Source organism: Streptomyces yerevanensis, assembly GCF_000716805.1.
Classification (GTDB): Bacteria; Actinomycetota; Actinomycetes; order Streptomycetales; family Streptomycetaceae; genus Streptomyces; species Streptomyces flaveus.
The window spans coordinates 62,449-80,463 of the sequence record NZ_JNWJ01000009.1 but is presented as its reverse complement, the minus strand read 5'-3'; the positions used below and the strand labels follow the sequence as shown (position 1 = coordinate 80,463).

Sequence of the window (18,015 nt, the reverse complement as noted above, 5' to 3'; positions counted from 1 at the left end):
GCCCTCACCCGCACAGCCCGCGCCCCGAGCGTCCCGTCCTCCGCGAGCTCAGGATGGGAACGTGCCGAATCCTTCCTGGCTGCGCGCCGCTGCCCTGACCGCCGTTCTTGTGCTGTCCGTGACCGTGGCCGGGTGCGACAGCGACGCCGACGGCAAGGACGAGGACCTGGCGGCGCAGGAGCTGAGCTGGAAGGACTGCCCGGCACCGGCCGGGTCCCAGGGAGGCGGAGAGGCCCCATCGGCTCTGCCGAACGACGACCAGTGGCAGTGCGCGACTCTGAGGGTGCCCCTCGACTGGGACGAGCCCAAGGGAGACACGATCGGGCTCGCGCTGATCCGGGCGGAGGCGAGCGGCGCCGAGGAGAAGCGGATCGGCTCACTGGTCTTCAACTTCGGCGGCCCCGGATCCTCGGGAGTGGCCTCGCTGCCCGCGTTCGCCAACAAGTTCGCGCACCTGCGCACCCGCTACGACTTGGTCAGCTTCGACCCGCGCGGGGTCGGCCGCAGCGCGGGCGTGGAGTGCTTGAGTGACGAACAGCTCGACGAGTACTTCCAGCAGGACGCCACCCCCGACAACGCCGCAGAGCGGAGAGCATTCCTGGAGGACACGAAAGCGTTCAACTCGGCCTGCGAGAAGAACTCCGGGAAGATCCTCCCGCACCTGCGCACCACCGACGCCGCCCGCGATCTGGATCTGATGCGTCAGGTCCTCGACAACGACAAGCTGCACTACTTCGGCATCTCGTACGGCACCGAACTGGGCGGTGTCTACGCCCACTTGTTCCCCAAGAAGGTGGGGCGGACCGTCTTCGACGCCGTTGTGGACCCGACACGGAATCCGGAGCAGGGTTCGCTCGGGCAGGCCAAGGGCTTCCAGCTCGCGCTCGACAACTTCGCTGAGGACTGCACCTCGAAGCAGGAGCCATGCCCGCTCGGCGACACCGTGCAGGACGTCAAGGACCGGATCGCCAGGCTGCTCAAGAACCTCGACAGCAAGCCGATCCCGGGCGCCTTCCCGCGCGAGCTGACCCAGACCGTCGCCACCACCGGCATCGCGCAAGCGCTCTACTCACGGGATTACTGGGAGTACCTCACCCAGGGGCTCCAGCAGGCGTACGCCGGTGACGGCACGGTGCTGATGCTGTTGGCCGACGCGATGAACGGACGGAACGAGGACGGCGAATACAGCAACATCGCCGCCGCCAACACCTCCATCAACTGCGCGGACAGCAAGCCGCGTTACACCACGGCCGATGTGGAGACGAAGCTTCCGCAGTTCCGCGAGGCCTCTCCCCTGTTCGGCGACTATCTGGCGTGGGGCCTGCTCGGCTGCACGGACTGGCCCGTGCCGGGAGCCGTCGACGACCCTGACGTGAGCGCCGCCGGAGCAGCACCGATCCTGGTGATCGGAAACACCGGCGACCCGGCCACGCCGTACGAGGGCGCCCGCAAGACGGTGGACGAGCTGGGCAAGGGCGTCGGCGTCGAGTTGACGTACCGGGGCCAGGGACATGGCGCATACGGCAGCGGGAACAAGTGCGTGCGTGACGCGGTGGACGGCTATCTGCTGGACGGCAGGGTCCCGTCGACGGGCCAGGTTTGCTCATAAAAGAGCAGGTCACAGGGTTATCCACAGGCTGGCACGGCTTCACTCGCGGTCTGCTTACCATGGCCTGACCGTCATTCGCGGCTCGTGCGGATGACTTGCGAGGGGGTAAGGGGCACATGGTGCGTTTCGTACGATCCACGGCGCTGGCCGCGGCCGCGGTGCTGGTCACCGGGCTTGCGGCGGGTTGCGGTGGCGGCTCGTCCGACGAGGGCAACGACGACGGAAAGGCCAGCGCCCCGCCGACCGCTGCGCCGTCCGGTCCGACAGGGAAGCTTCCGGCCTCGCTCACCTCACAGAAGCTCGACTGGGGCCGCTGCGGGGCCACTGCGGACGGACCCGCGCCGGGCGACGACTGGCAGTGCGCGACGCTCAAAGTCCCGCTGGACTGGGAGAAGCCGACGGGCGAGACGATCGGCATAGCTCTGATCCGCGGCAAGGCCACCGACGAGGACTCACGCATCGGCTCGCTGCTGTTCAACTTCGGCGGCCCGGGCGGCTCGGGCATCTCCATGATGCCGTCGTACGCGGCACTGACGTCACAACTGCAGGAGCGGTACGACCTGGTGAGCTTCGACCCGCGTGGAGTCGCGGCCAGCGAGGGCGTGCGCTGTCGCAGCGACCAGGAGATCCAGGCCGCCGAGTCGGTCGATTCCACGCCGGACACCGCAGCCGAGGAGACCTCCTACCTCAAGGACTCCGCCGACTTCGGCAAGGGCTGCGAGGAGTCGGCGGGCAAGCTCATGGCACACGTCTCGACGACCGACACGGCCCGCGACATGGACCTGATGCGCCACGTGCTCGGTGATCAGAAACTGCACTACTTCGGCATCTCGTACGGCACCGAACTGGGCGGTGTCTACGCCCACTTGTTCCCCAAGAACGTGGGCCGCCTCGTACTGGACGCGGTCGTCGACCCGAGCGCGGGCACGGTCGGCCACGCCGAGAACCAGACGCGCGGCTTCCAGCGCGCCCTGGACAACTACCTCAAGTCCACCGGACAGGACCCCAAGGAAGGCTCTCAGAAGATCGCGGACCTGCTGAAGAAGATCGACGCCGAGCCGCTGCCGACATCGAGCGACCGCAAGCTCACCCAGACGCTGGCACTCACCGGCATCGTCCTGCCGCTCTACAGCGAGCAGACCTGGGCCGGCCTCACCAGCGCGCTGGACGCGGCGGAGCAGGGCGACGGTTCGGAGCTGCTGGCCCTCGCCGACAGTTACAACGAGCGTGGCGCGACAGGTCGTTACGGCACGACGACGCATTCACAACGGGTCATATCGTGCTTGGACGACAAGGAGCGGCCGACGATCGAGGAGACAAAGAAGCTGCTCCCTCAGTTCCAGAAGATCTCGCCTGTCTTCGGCGAGTTCATGGGCTGGGACACGGCCGGCTGGTGCCACAACTGGCCGGTGGCCGGTCAGCACGAGACCCCGGAGGTCAGCGCGCCCGGAGCGGATCCCGTCCTGGTCGTGGGCAACACCGGCGACCCGGCGACACCGTACGAGGGTGCCCGCAAGATGGCGGACGAGCTGGGCAAGGACGTCGGTGTCGAGCTCACCTGGAAGGGCGAGGGGCATGGGGCGTACGGAAGCAGTTCCTGCGTGGACGACACGGTGAACGCGTACCTGCTGGACGGGAAGGTGCCGGAGGACGGGAAGGTCTGCGAGTCGTAACCTGGGCTGCAGAAGTTCGGACAACAGGAAGGGGCCCGGCACACCCGGTGCCGGACCCCTCTCCGCAAAGCCGAAGCCTGCGTCTAGTACACCGGCTTCTCGGGCTCGATCTGGTTGACCCAGCCGATCACGCCGCCACCGACGTGCACCGCGTCCGCGAAACCGGCGGACTTGAGCACGGCGAGGACTTCCGCACTACGGACACCCGTCTTGCAATGCAGAACGATCTTCTTGTCCTGCGGGAGGGTCTCCAGAGCGGTGCCCATGAGGAACTCGTTCTTCGGGATCAGCTTGGCGCCGGGAATCGAGACGATCTCGTACTCGTTGATCTCGCGTACGTCGATGATCTCGATCTTCTCGTCGTTGTCGATCCACTCCTTGAGCTGCTTGGGAGTGATCGTCGAGCCGGCGGCGGCCTCCTGGGCCTCCTCCGAGACGACGCCGCAGAAGGCCTCGTAGTCGATGAGCTCAGTGACGGTGGGGTTCTCGCCGCAGACCGCGCAGTTCGGGTCCTTGCGGACCTTGACCTGGCGGTACTGCATCTCCAGGGCGTCGTAGATCATCAGGCGGCCGACGAGAGGCTCACCGATGCCCGCGAGGAGCTTGATCGCCTCGTTGACCTGGATGGAGCCGATGGACGCGCACAGCACGCCGAGGACGCCACCCTCGGCGCAGGAGGGGACCATGCCCGGCGGCGGGGGCTCCGGGTAGAGGCAGCGGTAGCAGGGGCCGTGCTCGGACCAGAAGACGGAGGCCTGGCCGTCGAAGCGGTAGATCGAGCCCCAGACGTACGGCTTGTTGAGGAGCACGCAGGCGTCGTTGACCAGGTAGCGGGTCGCGAAGTTGTCGGTGCCGTCGACGATCAGGTCGTACTGGCTGAAGATGTCCATCACGTTCTCGGCCTCGAGCCGCTCTTCGTGAAGGATCACGTTCACGTACGGGTTGATGCCGAGCACGCTGTCGCGGGCCGACTCGGCCTTGGAGCGGCCGATGTCCGCCTGGCTGTGGATGATCTGGCGCTGCAGGTTCGACTCGTCGACCTCGTCGAACTCCACGATGCCGAGCGTGCCCACGCCCGCCGCGGCCAGGTACATCAGGGCCGGCGAACCAAGGCCGCCGGCGCCGACAGCGAGCACCTTGGCGTTCTTCAGCCGCTTCTGCCCGTCCATCCCGACGTCGGGGATGATCAGGTGGCGGGAGTACCTGCGGACCTCGTCTACGGTGAGCTCAGAAGCTGGCTCGACCAGGGGTGGCAGCGACACGGGGACTCCGTTGGTCGGTCAATCACTACGGTTGTTCTCCGCGTAACACTGCCACGCCCCTCTTCATTCCGAGACACCCGTTCCGAGGCGCGAGACGATTTCGTCCCAGTAGCCGGGCATGGTTTCCCAGGGGTCGACGCGACCGCCGCGGTCCGTGCGGTCGGTGAAGTAGATCGTCGAGGCGCCCTGCCAACGGGCTATGCGCAGCGCTTCCTCGAGATGGCCGCGGGGCACGCTGTGCACGAAGTGGCAGAAGCGGTCGGCCGGGTGGTCAGCGGTCCACTCCGCCACCTGCGACCAGCGGTATTCGCTCCAAGGGCCGGAGAAGGTCACCAACTGGTCGGCGGTTTCGGCATATCCGGGATGCGGGTGGGAGCCATGTCCGAGGACGATATGGCCCTCGCCGAGGAACGCGCGCAGGGTCGTGGCCGTACGGCTGACCTCGGGAAGCGCTGTCCGATCCGTGGGACAGCGGTCCAGAAAGAAGCCGTCGACCCTGTACCAGTCGAGATACCGGTGCGCGTCCGATATCAGCTCGGCGAAGGTACGTGCGCCGTACCTCACACCCAGGTGTCCCAGGACCCGGATGCCCGCGTTGCGCAGTCGCCCCGCTGCGGCGAGGCAGTGCGGGTCGGGCCGGGTGCCGGGACCGTCGGCGACATTGAGGACGACCCAGTGCAAGGGGGTGCCGGGGCGGGTGAGTTCGCCCCATTCGAGAGGGGCGAGGAGGGGGTGTGCATAGCCGGGGACGCCGAAGCCGAGACGTATGTCGGTGCTCGCGGTGCCCACAGCGGTGCTGGTCAGATGCGGCATGCCGCCTCCATCCAGATATCGGCGAGGGACTCTTCGAGGTGGATGCGGGGTCGCCAGCCGAGCCGGTCGCGTGCGGTGCGCACATCGGCCTGCTGCCAGCTGCCGCAGCCGTCGGGATAGGGGTTCGCGGCCGGAGCCGTGTGGTCGGGTTCGGAGCGGGGGTGACCGATGGATGGCCTGACGATTCCGGGCGGGCTGTCGAGTTCGTGCAGCGCGCCGCCGTAGCCGGCCACGCGTGCGAGGACGGCGGCCGCGTCCCGGAGGCGTACGGCACGTCCGGAGCCGATGTTGATGACGCCCTGCGCGGCGGAGAGGGATGCGGCGTGGACGGCGCGCGCGACATCGCGTACGTCGATGAAGTCGCGCTGGATACCGAGTCCACCCACCTTCAGTTCGCCGTCGCCGGACTGCATGGCCCGGCGCATGGCCTCGGCGAGGCGGCCGAGGGGCGAACCAGCGGGGGTGCCGGGTCCGGCGGGCGAGAAGACCCGCAGGACGACGGCGTCCAGGCCGGAGCCCAGGACGAGTTCGGTACCGGCGAGCTTGCTGACGCCGTACGGGCCGCCGGGGCGCGGCACGGCATCCTCGGCCGTGCAGGAGCCGGGCTGGCTGGGGCCGTACTCCGCGCCGCAGCCGATCTGCACGAGGCGCGCGTGGCAGGCGCTGCGGCGCAGGGCCTCGCAGACGGTGGCGACGGCGACGGTGTTGTGCCGGGTCAGTTCGCGCGCGCCGCCGCGGATGGCGCCGGCACAGTTGATGACGACGCCGGGGTGCACCGCGTCCAGGAAGCGGGTCAGTGCGCCCGGGCTGCCACTGGCGAGGTCGAAGCGCACGTCCGCGTCGTCGCCCCGGCCGAGCGCGGTGAGCTGCACGGCCGGGTCGGCGAGGAGGCGGTCGGCGACGTACCGGCCCAGAAATCCGTTGGCTCCGATCAGCAGCACCCTCATCGGGCGGCTCCCGGGGTGAATTCTCCGATACGGAGGGTGATCATTTCGTGTCTCCTTCAAGGGTGTTGCCATGGTTCGTCAGGGAGGCCCGCGGTGTCGGCCCCGCGGGAGGGTTGCGCTCGGCACGAGGGCCGGGCGCCGGCGCCGGGCTCGGGGTGCGGTTCACGGTGTCCCACCGTGGTCCGCGTGGGCCGAGGCCCGGGTGAGGGTCCTGGTCGCGTGGACCAGGAGTACGAGCGCCGCGGCCCCGCAGACGAGGGCCGGCACGACACCGGCCCCCCATGCGCCGACCACGGTCTCGACGGGAACGGCGAGGAACGAGCAGCCGGGCAGGCGGCCCGCGAAGACACTCGCCACAGCCGTCGCCTCGGCCGCGCCGGCGGCGGCCAGGATGACGGCCGGGGCGTGCGTGAAGCCGTGCACGGTGAGCAGCCGGGCGAGCAGCAGGAGCGCGCCGAGGGCGCCGGTTCCGGCGTACGCGGCGGGATCGACGGGCTCGTCCAGCAGCACCCCGCACAATGCGAGCAGTCCGCTCAGGACGCAGAGGAACAGCCCGAATACGCTCAGGAGCAGGGGCCGTGCGGAGGCGGCGAACTCCTCCAGAGTTCGGCTGGCGGCCAGCCTGCGCCGGGCGCGTACGGCGAAGAGGTGGGCGAACCAGACCGCCGGGGCACAGGCCAGGCCGAGCGCCAGTACGGAACCGAAGCGCACCGGCCAGGGGCCGTCGAGGTCACCGTTCGGCCAGCCGTCCGGGCCACCCGCGAGGGCGGCGCCGAGCAGGCCGTCGCCGAGGAGGGCGTACGCGAGGAGCCAGCACGTCCACGCGCGCGTGCCCTTTGTCGTGCGCCACGCGCGCGTGGTGTGCAGGGGGCCGCGGCTCAGGGCCAGACGCAGGCTCAGAGCGATGGCGAGTACGCCCATGACGGCGACCGCGACGGCGAGGCGCGGCCGGTCCTCGGTGAGGCGCAGCCCCGTCACCGCCGCCGCGCACGCGGCGCCCGGCAGCAGGGCGAGCACGGCCCACCCGGCGCGCACCTTGGGGAGTTTGACGGCAGCCACCGCTGGACCCGTCTCGCCGTCGCGGGGCACGCGCGCGTACATCTCCTCGGCCAGCGAGAACACGTCGCGGTGCCGGAAGCGGGCCACGGTCCGGTCGGTCACCCCGTGCGCCTCCAGCCCCGCCGCGATCTCCAAGGGATCCACGGCCCGTTCACACAGCTCGCGGTGACGCTGCATCAGGGCTTTCACGGGGTCCGCGGGGACCCGGCTGCTGGACTCGTCCGACGAACCCGGCAGCCCCGGAACATCAAGCGCACCAGGCGCGTCGGCAGTCACCAGCCACTCGTCCGACCCCGCATTCCACGCCGCGGCGCTGCCCAGCGCCCCGCGCAGGTCCACGTCCTGCCGCCGCCCGCTCATCGCGTCCCCTCCCCGGCGGGCACCCGCTCCTGAGCCGAGTCGGAAAGGGCGCCCGCCGCCCCGGCACCTGCCGCCCCGGACCCCGACGGAGCCCCCGCAGCCCACCGCGGACCGCTCGCCGCCACGGACCGGGTCCCGGACTCGGCCCAGCGACCTCGCACATGAGCCTCGGCCGGTACGGCGAAGGGCAGTGGTTCGCCGGTGCCGTCGGCGGCGGCTCGGCGGACCGGGCAGCGCGAGACGATATCCAGGTAAATGCCGTGAAATGCCGCGACGTTCTGCTCGACCGTGAACAGTTCGAGGGCACGCGCGCGTGCCGCCGCGCCGAGGAGTGCACGGCGCTCGGGGTCGCGCAGCAGGGCGACGCACGCCTCGGCGAGCGCCCTCGGATTGCGCGGCGGCACCACCAGACCCGTACCGCCGATGACCTCCACGACCGCGCCGACGTCCGTGGACACCGTGGCGCGCCCGCAGAACATCGCCTCGACGAGGCTGATCGGGAAGCCCTCGACGACGCTCGACAGAACGACCACGGCCCCGGCCGCGTACGCCTCCGCGAGGCTCGGCAGGTCCGGCCCGCCGATCTCCTCGAACGACACCGGCGGCACTGACGGCACCGGGTTGTCGCCCAGTTCGCGTACGCCCTCCGCCTCATCGGCGAAGAGCTGTACGGCCAGCGCCTTGCACTGAGCCAGATACGCAGCCCCGACCGGCCCTTCCGCAGGCACGCCGACAATCCGCAGCCGCGCCTTCGGCCGCGCCTTGCGGACCTCCACGAAGGCTTGCATCAGCGAGACGAGGTCCTTGCCGGGCTCGATCCGCCCGACCCAGACCAGCGTGTCCGGATCGGCGCACTCCGCCCGCTCGCCCACATCCCGGAAGCGGGACGCGTCCATGCCGGGATAGACCGTACGGAGCTTGGCGCGGTCGGCGCCGCAGCGCTCCTGCCAGCGGCGGGCGTGCGTGTTGCCGGGCGTGATGAGCGCGGCCTGTCGGTACACCTCGGCCGCGAGCCGGCCGTGGAACGCCGCGAGCAACGCCCGCGCCGGGCCGGACTCCTCGTGCGAGCCCAAGTAGTGCGCCCGCAACTGCACGCCATACTCCGTGACCAGCAGCGGCACGCCCCAGAAGTGCCGTGCGAGCAGCCCGGGCAGAGCCGCGGCTCCCCCGGACGTGGCGTGGCACAGGTCGACGGAGCCGAGTCCGTCCTCCTCGTCGTACCAGTCGAGCGACAGGGGCCGCAGGGCGCGCTCGATGCGGTCGGCGACGGTGAGCAGATCCGGGACGCGCGCGCCCCGCGCGGCGTGCAGTGCGCCGGGCGCGCGGCAGGCGCTCTCCAGGGCGCGCACGGCGGTTTCGGAACGCAGGGCTCCGGTCAGGCTGCGACCCTCCTCCCGGACGAGTTCGGCAAGCCCGTACAGCGCACTGCCGAAACGGTCCGCCGCACTCGATGAGCCACCCCGGGAAGCCTCCCCGGCGGCGCCCCTCGCGACGGCGTCCCCCGCACACACAGCCGCCGCCAACTCCCCGTAGCACTCGGCGAACCGCCGCCGCGCCCGGCGCCCATACCCCGCGCCGTCATCGCCCGCGGTCCATAACGGCGCCGTGCGTACGCGGCCGACCTGGGGCGGAAGCTCGATCCAGCCCTCGCCCCGCTGTCGCTCGCTCCTGCTGAGCGCGTAGACGTCGAAGTCGTGCTGCCCGAGCCCGCGTACGAGCCGGTCGCACCAGAGCCTGGCGTCACCGCTCACATATGGATAGCCACCCTCCGTAAGCAGTCCGATGCGCACGAGTGCACCCCTGATCTTCCGTATGGGGAGCCGCCGTTGACCCGGCGACTCACAGCGGAACGAACGTACGCGGACATGACCGTGGCGCGATGGACGGTTGTCCATCGCGCCACCAAAAGGGGTGAACGGGCGTAACTTTCCCGTACGGATCGCGTTTCGTCGCGCTAAGAGATCGATCGAGTACGCATCACGCGAGTCTCAAGCTCCGGGAAACGGCCAGGGGTTGGCCCGGCACTTGATCCCGTCGTACTCGAGGAACTTGCTCTGCTGTTGCATGACGGGCGCGAGTTCGCCGTTCTTGTCGCAGGTCACATGGCCGTAGCCGAGCCGGTGGCCGATCTCGTGGTTGATCAGCATCTGCCGGTACGCGTACATCTTGTCGCCGTACGTCTTCGCACCCTGGGCCCAGCGATACGCGTTGATCATCACGCGCTCGGTGGCCGCGGAGTCGCAGGAGACGTTGTCCACGGTGGTGTCCAGGCCCGACTTGGCGCACCAGAACGCGGTGGTGCCGGGGCTGGCCAGCGTGATGACGAAGTTGGGCTTCCCCGTGGAGACCCGCTCGAAGGTACGGCCGCCGTCGTGGGCCCAACTCCGGTCGTCGTTCAGGGTCTTGTGCACGGCCTGCGCGAAGAGTCCGCCGTCGAGACCGAGGCCCTTCTCGACGTCGACGCGGTAGGTGAACTTCTGCCCCGTGCCGGGCGCCTGGTCGAATCCGCGGATCGCCTCGAATTCCCCGCCAGCCTTGAGATTCGCGTCCAGCGGGTACTTCTTCGCCATCAACTGGTTGTACGCCGGCGGAGCCGCGCCCTCCACCTCGGACGGGGGCGTCGGCCTGGTGTCGCCGCGCGCCGCGGAGCCCTTGACCTCCCGGTCCGCGCCGCTCGAGGCCTGCGGGCTCGCGGAGGTGTCCTCGCGCCCCTCGGTGACCTGCCCGGCCACGACGACGGCGAGCACGGTGGTGACGGCGGCGGCCGCGATCCCGGTGAAGGTCCAGCCCTTGCCCCCCTTGGCCTTCTCCGGCAGATCGGGCGCCGGGGGCGCCTTGTGCTCGGTTTCCGCGGGGTCGGGGTCCCAGTCGGTTGCGGAGTAGTACGGGTCCGAGCGGAGCGTCTGGTCGACGGAGTGCGGCGCGAACACGTCGTCGCCCTTGTCGAAGGCGTCGACATAGGCCTGGCGGGGACCCGGCTGCTGCGCCTGCCGTTGCCGCGGACCCGTGTGCTCCGGACCAGCACCCTGCGATGCTCCCGGCCCTCCCGAGTACGACCCCTGAGGCGCGCCGTACCCGGGCGCCCCGCTGAACATCCCCCAGCCACCGCCGGGTTCCCGCTGCTCGGGATGCGCGCCACGGACCCCGGGAACACCGTGGGCAGGGGTGCCGTCGGCGTACCGCGGGACGCCATGAGCGGGCGTACCGTCGGGGAGCCGAGGCACGCCATGAGCAGGCGTACCGTCAGAAACCCGCGGAACCCCTCGCGCGGGCGTGCCGTCCGGCAGCCGAGGAACCCCACGAGCCGGAGTGCCGTCGGCGTACCGCGGAACCCCGCCCGCAGGCGTCCCGTCGGGGAAACGTGGAACCCCGTTCGCATCCGGACTCGGCACCCACCCCTCGGGCAGCCGTGGAATCCCACCCGCCGGAGTGCCGGGGCCGCCACCCCTCGGTGGCGGCTGCGGCTGGGGCTGCGGCCCGGAGGGAACCCGGCGTTGTCCCGTGCTCGGCTCCGGGCGGCCCCCCGGAACCACGGGTACTTCGGCGGTGTCGCCCTTGCGGGCCAACCCACGTCGGCTGTGACGTCCCACGCGCCGCCTCAGCTCCCTGCACTCTTCATGGTGTCGGTGTCGGCCAACTCGCCCGCGTCCGCGAGAAGTTCACGGATGGCGGTGGCCACGGTCCCGGGGTACTCCATCATCGCCACATGCCCCGCGTCCGGCAGCGTGAGCAGCCGGGAATCGCGGAAGGCCCGCGCCGCCCGCTGGGCCATCCGGAACGAGACGAGCTGGTCACGGCCGCCGTAGATGAGCAGCGTCGGGGCCAGCACCCGCTCCGCCTGACGCCACAGCCGGTGCTGGCCGCCCAGCGTGTACGCGTTCACGATGCCGCGGGCCGAGCGCGCCAGGGCGTCCCAGAAGTACGGGAGGGCGAGCCGCCGCTCCATCTCCTCGACGGCGTTGCGGAACCCCTCGGGCGTCACCATCGCGGGATCCCCGTAACAGAGCGCCATGACGCCCCGTACACGCTGCTCGGCGGACCAGTCCTTGGTGTAGCGGGTGAAGGCTTTCGCGACCCCGGGCAGCGCCAGCAGCGCCGTCGGCACCGCCTGGCGCTGCACCAGGATCTCCGGCAGCGCGGGCGACACCAGCGTGAGCGTCCGGACGAGATCGGGGCGTACGGCCGCGACGCGCGTCGCGATCGCGCCGCCCATCGAGTTCCCGACGAGGTGCACCGGCCCGCGGTCGGCCGAGTCGAGATAGCGGATGACCGCGCGCGCGTGCCCGGTCACGGAGTAGTCGCCGTCGTCCGGCGGCGGTGAGTCGCCGAAGCCCGGCAGATCGACGGCCTCGCTGTCCACGAGGCCGTCGAGGAGCGGCATCAGCGCCGACCAGTTCTGCGAGGAACCGCCCAGCCCGTGCACGTACAGCGCGGGCGGCAGCCCCTCGCGGGCCGGCGGTCTCGACCGGATCGTCAGCGTGATCCCGGGCAACCCGACCGAGCGCAGCCGCTCTCCCGCCGCCACCCTGACGGCACCGACTTTCGGTGCGGCAGAGGTGGCCAGAACGGACGGCAGTTCGGTCGAAGACATGCGGCAATGTTACGAGACGATCACGTGCTGGATCGTGTGTTCGCCATCACAAGTCCCCCTCGAATTCCATGACAAGCCCACCCGGACCGCCCTCGCACGCCCCGCCGTACCGGCGACGGGTCGCCCTGGGATCGCATAGCGACTCGATCCGCGCTCTCATACGCTTCGTAAACGAGGGCACACGTACTCGTGCAAGCAGGCACTCGCACCGACCACTCGGGAAGAGGACTTATGACCTTCGACCCCACCGACCCCGAGACTCTCGCCGAACCCGATTCCACGGAATCCACCGAATTCGACGTGGAGGCCCCCGAGGCCGACGCCGCCGAACAGCACGCGGATCTCGCACCCCACCGGGACGACCCGCTGACCGGCGCGGACACGGACAACGCGAACGAGGCCGACCGCGCGGAGCAGGCAAGGATCGTCGAACTCGACGAGGACGACTACCGGTGAAGACGACTGCCGATGACGCCTCGGTGACGGCCACCGGGGAAGTCGAGGCCGACCATCGGTGAGGCGAATGCGGCCCGATGACCGGTCACCTCTCAGAGACGCGCATCGGCGGGTCGGCCTGCCCGTCATGCCCCTGTTTGATGCGCTCTGCACGGTTTTCTCCGGCATCCGGTCCGTGAAATTCTGCGCTCGCACCGCGCACACCACGGTTACCGAAAAGTACGATGGCCGCGCGGCGCACACCGCACGTGGACGATTTTGGGAGGCGGCGTGACAGCCATCGAGCAGACAGAGGCGGCACGCCCGCGGGGCACACGCCTGCCGCGCCGTGCCCGACGCAACCAACTCCTCGGCGCAGCCCAGGAAGTGTTCGTCGCGCAGGGATATCACGCGGCCGCGATGGACGACATCGCCGAGCGCGCGGGGGTCAGCAAACCGGTGCTCTACCAGCACTTCCCGGGCAAGCTCGACCTCTACCTGGCCCTGCTGGACCAACACTGCGAGTCCTTGCTCCAGGCAGTTCGAGGCGCTCTGGCCTCGACCACCGACAACAAGCAGCGCGTACGGGCCACGATGGACGCGTACTTCGTGTACGTCGAGGACGACGGCGGTGCGTTCCGGCTGGTCTTCGAGTCGGACCTGACGAACGAGCCCGCGGTGCGTGAGCGCGTGGACAAGGTCACATTCGAGTGCGCGGAGGCGATCAGCGAGGTGATCGCGGGGGACACCGGCCTGTCCAAGGACGAGTCGATGCTGCTCGCCTCGGGTCTGGGCGGGCTCGCGCAGGTGGTGGCGCGTTCCTGGCTGCACAGCGACCGCAGCGTGCCGCGTGACCAGGCTGTGCAGTTGCTGACCTCGCTGGCCTGGCGCGGCATCGCCGGTTTCCCGCTGCACGGCAGCGAGCACCACTGACGGCGGGCATGCGGCGAGGGCCGTCCCTTTGTTCCCGTCCGCTGTTCGCTCCTGGCGTTCTTGGACGCAGCGTGCACGTCCCCTCACCGGGCTAATGTGTGCTGCGTACGGCGCGGACGAACGCGCACATCAGTGACCGTCGGAGGGACATAGCCGTGGAGGTCAAGATCGGCGTGCAGCACGCGCCTCGCGAGATCGTTCTGGAGAGCGGTCAGACCGCCGAGGAGGTCGAGCGGGCGGTGTCCGAAGCGCTGGCCGGCAAGTCGCAGCTGCTGAGCCTCGTGGACGACCACGGCCGCAAGGTCCTGGTCCCGGCCGACCGTCTGGCGTACGTGGAGATCGGCGAGCCGGCCCCGCGCAAGGTGGGCTTCGGCGCGCTGTGAGGCATGGGAGAGGGGCTCGGCGGCAACGGCCGCCGAGCCCCTCTCCCATGCCCACTCCACACTGTTTCCACGCGTCCGCGCGCTTCACAGATTGAGCACAAGTCACCCACAGAGAAGGATTGCATTCCGCAGGTCACGGGTATGACGGGCTACGACCGAAGTGCACCCGGCCGTGCGGGAGGGACCCCCAGATGTTCTTGGAAGCGCTCGGCTCCGTGATCCTCGGTCTGGCAGTGGCCTGGCTGGCGGCGTACCGCCTGCCGCACCGCCTGCCCGCCCGCCGCCTGGTCCTGTCGACGGGCGCCGCCGGGGGCCTGTTCGGCGCGTTCCTCACACACAGCGCGCTGGGCGGAAACCTTCTGCTGATCCTCATCGGCGCGGTGGCCGTCGCCACGGCGTCCGTGTCCCTCCTCGTCCGCCCCGCGGGAAGACTCCGCCGCCACTCGGCGACCGTGTGACTCCGGACTCGGGCGAGGACCGCTGACGCGACCCTCGCCCGGACCAGGCGGAGTGTCAGGCCGCGAGGCCCAGCGCGGCCATCCGCTTGGTGTGCGCCTCCGTGATGCGGGAGAACATCCGGCCGACCTCCGCGAGGTCGAAGCCGTCCGCGACGCCGCCGACGAGCATCGTGGACAGGGCATCCCGGTCGGCGACCACGCGCTGCGACTGGGACAGGGCCTCGCCCATCAGCCGTCGCGCCCACAGCGCGAGCCGCCCGCCCACGCGCGGGTCCGCGTCGATCGCGGCGCGCACCTTCTCGACGGCGAAGCTCGCGTGCCCCGTGTCATCGAGTACGGCCAGGACCAGAGCCCGCGTATCGGCGTCGAGCCGCGCCGCGACCTCGCGGTAGAAGTCACTGGCGATCGAGTCGCCGACGTACGCCTTGACGAGGCCCTCCAGCCAGTCCGACGGCGCCGTCTGCCGGTGGAAGCCGTCGAGCGCCGCGACGAACGGCTCCATCGCCTCCGTCGGCTCCGCCCCGATCGCCGCGAGCCGGTCCCGCAACTGCTCGAAGTGGTGGAACTCCGCCGACGCCATCTTCGCGAGCTCCGCCTTGTCGGCGAGCGTTGGCGCCAGCTTGGCGTCCTCCGCGAGCCGCTCGAACGCCGCCAACTCCCCGTACGCGAGCGCTCCGAGCAGGTCGACGACCGCGGCGCGGTACTGGGGGTCGACGGAGGCCTTCGTCCAGTCCTGGGCGGCGACTCCGGTGTGGTCGGCGGATGCGTCGGGAGCGTTGTCAGGCGTCGTCATGAAGCGCACAATAGCCCGCTCACAGCAACACGGAAGTCCCTGGTCAGTCAGTGTGACAACCACTACGTGACCAAATCGACCATCGCATATGCGCGATTCCGGGGTATGGTGGTAATGCGCCCGCTGAGTTGATCTACGTAACTCGACCAACTCGACGGGCCGCACGAATGAGGATGCCCGGTCGGTGGCCCGATCGGCTCCGACCCGACAGCCCTCCTCGCCCGTACGGCACAGAAGCGTACGGACCATACGGAGGGACCCTCAGCGGTACGAGAGCTCGAGCGTCGGCAGTGGTCCCATGCCACCCGGCCCGCTGGTCAAGAGCGGCCGACGTCCCCGGCACGGTCCCTACACGACCCCCGCGCTCGCCTCGCACCGCATACACACAGAAGAGGCAGCACCCTGACTACTTTCCGAGAGCTCGGAATCCTTTCCGAGACAGCCGAGGCCCTGGAAGCCGTCGGCATCATCAACCCCTTCCCCATCCAGGAGATGACGCTCCCCGTCGCCCTTTCGGGCAACGACGTCATCGGCCAGGCCAAGACCGGCACCGGCAAGACGCTGGGCTTCGGCCTCCCGCTCCTCGAGCGCGTCACGGTTCCCGCAGACGTCGAGGCGGGCCGTGCCGAGCCGGAGCAGCTCACCGACGCCCCGCAGGCGCTCGTCGTGGTCCCCACGCGCGAGCTGTGCACGCAGGTCACGAACGACCTGCTGACCGCGGGCAAGGTCCGTAACGTACGCGTTCTCGCCATCTACGGCGGCCGGGCGTACGAGCCGCAGGTCGAGGCCCTCAAGAAGGGTATCGACGTGGTCGTCGGCACCCCGGGCCGACTGCTGGACCTCGCGGGACAGAAGAAGCTCGACCTCAAGCACGTGCGCGCGCTCGTCCTCGACGAGGCCGACGAGATGCTCGACCTGGGCTTCCTGCCCGACGTCGAGAAGATCATCAACATGCTGCCGGCCCGCCGCCAGACGATGCTGTTCTCGGCGACCATGCCGGGCGCCGTCATCGGTCTCGCGCGCCGCTACATGTCGCAGCCCACGCACATCCGCGCCACGGCGCCGGACGACGAGGGCCAGACGGTCCGGAACACCGCGCAGTTCGTCTACCGCGCGCACAACATGGACAAGCCCGAGCTGGTCTCGCGCATACTCCAGGCCGACGGCCGCGGGCTCGCGATGGTCTTCTGCCGTACGAAGCGGACGGCGGCGGACCTCGCCGACCAGCTGCAGCAGCGCGGCTTCGCCTCCGGCGCGGTCCACGGCGACCTCGGCCAGGGGGCGCGTGAGCAGGCGCTGCGGGCGTTCCGCAACGGCAAGGTGGATGTGCTCGTCTGCACCGACGTGGCCGCGCGCGGCATCGACGTCGAGGGCGTGACGCACGTCATCAACTACCAGTCCCCCGAGGACGAGAAAACGTACCTGCACCGCATCGGCCGTACGGGCCGCGCGGGCGCCAAGGGCATCGCGATCACGCTCGTCGACTGGGACGACATCCCGCGCTGGCAGCTCATCAACAAGGCGCTGGCGCTTGGTTTCAACGACCCGCCGGAGACGTACTCCACGTCCCCGCACCTCTTCGAGGAGTTGAGCATCCCGGCGGGCACGAAGGGCGTCCTGCCCCGCGCCGACCGCACCCGCGCCGGGCTCGCGGCCGAGGAGGTCGAGGACCTCGGCGAGACCGGCGGGCGTGGCGCGCGCGGTCGTGGTGAGCGCTCCTCGGCCCCGGAGCGCGAGCGTGAGCGCCCGGCGCGTACGCCGCGTCGCCGCCGCCGTACGCGCAACGGTGCGCCGCTCGACGCCACAGACACGACGGCTCCTGCGGAAGCTACGGAGGCCCCGGCCGCCGAGCCGCGCACACCGCGTCGCCGCCGCCGCACGCGCACCGGGGAGTCGGCCGCCGAGACGGCTGTCGCCACGGCCGAGGGAACAACGCCGGAGGCCATCGAGCCGACGGCAGAGCCGTTGGAGCCGGCCGAGGCGAAGCCCCGACGGCGTCGTACGCGTAAGACGGCGGAGACCGCGGAGTCAGCGGCCACCGTCGTCGAGGAGGCCGCTGAGGTCACGGAGGTGACCGAGGCCAAGCCCCGCCGCCGCACTCGCAAGGCCGCCGAAACGGCCGTGGACACAGTGGACGGCACGACCACCGCGACCGAGGTGGCCGAGCCGGCCGAGACGAAGCCCCGTCGCCGTACGCGCAAGGTTGCCGTAGCCACCGAGGCCGACATCCCGGCCCAGGTGACCGAGGAGCCCGCGGCCACACCGCGTCGCCGTACGCGCAAGGTGGCTCAGGCCGCGTTGGACACGGCGGAAGGCACCGCAGTCGAGGCGGTTCAGACCAAGCCGCGCCGTACGCGGAAGACCGCGGCCGCTGCTGAGGTCGCCGTGGACACGGCCGAGGCGACCGAGGCGAAGCCGCGTCGCCGTACCCGTAAGGCGGCAGAGGCCGGCATCCCGGCGCAGGCGGCCGAGCCTGTCACGGACGAGGCCCCGGCCAAGCCGCGGCGTACGCGCAAGGCAGCGGCCACGACGCCCGTCGACGCCGAGGCGCCGGAGGCGAAGCCCCGCCGTCGCACGCGCAAGACGGCGGCAGCCACCGAGGCAGCAGAGAGCTGAGTCTCTCTCCGACGGCCCGGCCCCAGCACTTGGGGCCGGGCCGTTGCCGTTGCCGTAACTCGAAAACGGCCCCATCTGGCCCC

15 protein-coding genes are annotated in these 18,015 nt (G+C 70.5%); 7 read left to right on the top strand and 8 right to left on the bottom strand.

Annotated features, from left to right (window positions below):
- The first annotated feature begins 61 nt into the window (after nucleotides 1–61).
- Complete coding sequence (locus tag OP79_RS11435) at nucleotides 62–1,609, top strand: alpha/beta hydrolase (protein WP_033319992.1); 1,548 nt, start codon at nucleotides 62–64, stop codon at nucleotides 1,607–1,609.
- 116 nt (nucleotides 1,610–1,725) lie between these two features.
- Nucleotides 1,726–3,282 (top strand): alpha/beta fold hydrolase, encoded by a 1,557-nt coding sequence (locus OP79_RS11430; protein WP_033319991.1) that lies wholly within the window; start codon nucleotides 1,726–1,728, stop codon nucleotides 3,280–3,282.
- A gap of 83 nt (nucleotides 3,283–3,365) precedes the next feature.
- On the opposite strand, the gene moeZ is transcribed toward OP79_RS11430, so the two are convergent.
- The 7 genes from moeZ to OP79_RS11395 all read right to left on the bottom strand — a co-directional run bounded on the left by moeZ (nucleotide 3,366) and on the right by OP79_RS11395 (nucleotide 12,314).
- The gene (gene moeZ / locus OP79_RS11425) at nucleotides 3,366–4,544 is read right to left on the bottom strand and encodes an adenylyltransferase/sulfurtransferase MoeZ (protein ID WP_033319990.1); all 1,179 of its coding nucleotides are present in this window, start codon (nucleotides 4,542–4,544) and stop codon (nucleotides 3,366–3,368) included.
- A gap of 63 nt (nucleotides 4,545–4,607) precedes the next feature.
- Complete coding sequence (locus OP79_RS11420; RefSeq protein ID WP_033319989.1) at nucleotides 4,608–5,357, bottom strand: spherulation-specific family 4 protein; 750 nt, start codon at nucleotides 5,355–5,357, stop codon at nucleotides 4,608–4,610.
- Nucleotides 5,345–6,304 carry an NAD-dependent epimerase/dehydratase family protein gene (locus OP79_RS11415; RefSeq protein ID WP_033319988.1) on the bottom strand — a complete coding sequence of 320 codons (960 nt, stop codon included), beginning with the start codon at nucleotides 6,302–6,304 and terminating at the stop codon, nucleotides 5,345–5,347. Before OP79_RS11415 ends, OP79_RS11420 begins: the two co-directional genes overlap by 13 nt.
- Before the next feature lie 162 nt (nucleotides 6,305–6,466).
- Entirely contained in the window at nucleotides 6,467–7,723 is a 1,257-nt protein-coding gene (locus OP79_RS11410) for a hypothetical protein (RefSeq protein ID WP_033319987.1), read from the bottom strand.
- On the bottom strand, nucleotides 7,720–9,513 hold the full coding sequence (locus OP79_RS11405) for a DUF3492 domain-containing protein (protein WP_106972357.1): 1,794 nt from the start codon (nucleotides 9,511–9,513) through the stop codon (nucleotides 7,720–7,722). Before OP79_RS11405 ends, OP79_RS11410 begins: the two co-directional genes overlap by 4 nt.
- Nucleotides 9,514–9,711: 198 nt before the next feature.
- Nucleotides 9,712–11,313 carry a DUF3152 domain-containing protein gene (locus OP79_RS11400; RefSeq protein WP_078491732.1) on the bottom strand — a complete coding sequence of 534 codons (1,602 nt, stop codon included), beginning with the start codon at nucleotides 11,311–11,313 and terminating at the stop codon, nucleotides 9,712–9,714.
- A gap of 8 nt (nucleotides 11,314–11,321) precedes the next feature.
- Entirely contained in the window at nucleotides 11,322–12,314 is a 993-nt protein-coding gene (locus OP79_RS11395; protein WP_051744580.1) for an alpha/beta fold hydrolase, read from the bottom strand.
- Between the two features lie 231 nt (nucleotides 12,315–12,545).
- Here OP79_RS11395 and OP79_RS11390 point away from each other — a divergent pair, with 231 nt between their 5' ends.
- The 4 genes from OP79_RS11390 to OP79_RS11375 all read left to right on the top strand — a co-directional run bounded on the left by OP79_RS11390 (nucleotide 12,546) and on the right by OP79_RS11375 (nucleotide 14,523).
- Nucleotides 12,546–12,770 (top strand): hypothetical protein, encoded by a 225-nt coding sequence (locus OP79_RS11390; RefSeq protein ID WP_033319985.1) that lies wholly within the window; start codon nucleotides 12,546–12,548, stop codon nucleotides 12,768–12,770.
- A gap of 270 nt (nucleotides 12,771–13,040) precedes the next feature.
- Entirely contained in the window at nucleotides 13,041–13,682 is a 642-nt protein-coding gene (locus OP79_RS11385; RefSeq protein ID WP_033319984.1) for a TetR/AcrR family transcriptional regulator, read from the top strand.
- Nucleotides 13,683–13,837: 155 nt separating this feature from the next.
- Nucleotides 13,838–14,065: a DUF3107 domain-containing protein gene (locus OP79_RS11380; protein WP_033319983.1), complete on the top strand. Its 228-nt coding sequence runs from the start codon at nucleotides 13,838–13,840 to the stop codon at nucleotides 14,063–14,065.
- A 191-nt stretch (nucleotides 14,066–14,256) separates the two neighbouring features.
- The gene (locus tag OP79_RS11375) at nucleotides 14,257–14,523 is read left to right on the top strand and encodes a hypothetical protein (protein ID WP_033319982.1); all 267 of its coding nucleotides are present in this window, start codon (nucleotides 14,257–14,259) and stop codon (nucleotides 14,521–14,523) included.
- Nucleotides 14,524–14,578: 55 nt separating this feature from the next.
- Here the strand turns inward: OP79_RS11375 and OP79_RS11370 are convergent, their stop codons facing one another.
- A complete protein-coding gene (locus OP79_RS11370; RefSeq protein WP_078491746.1) occupies nucleotides 14,579–15,316 on the bottom strand; it encodes a ferritin-like fold-containing protein in 738 nt (245 codons plus the stop codon).
- A gap of 492 nt (nucleotides 15,317–15,808) precedes the next feature.
- Here OP79_RS11370 and OP79_RS11365 point away from each other — a divergent pair, with 492 nt between their 5' ends.
- Nucleotides 15,809–17,932: a DEAD/DEAH box helicase gene (locus OP79_RS11365; protein ID WP_033319980.1), complete on the top strand. Its 2,124-nt coding sequence runs from the start codon at nucleotides 15,809–15,811 to the stop codon at nucleotides 17,930–17,932.
- Nucleotides 17,933–18,015: the final 83 nt, after the last annotated feature.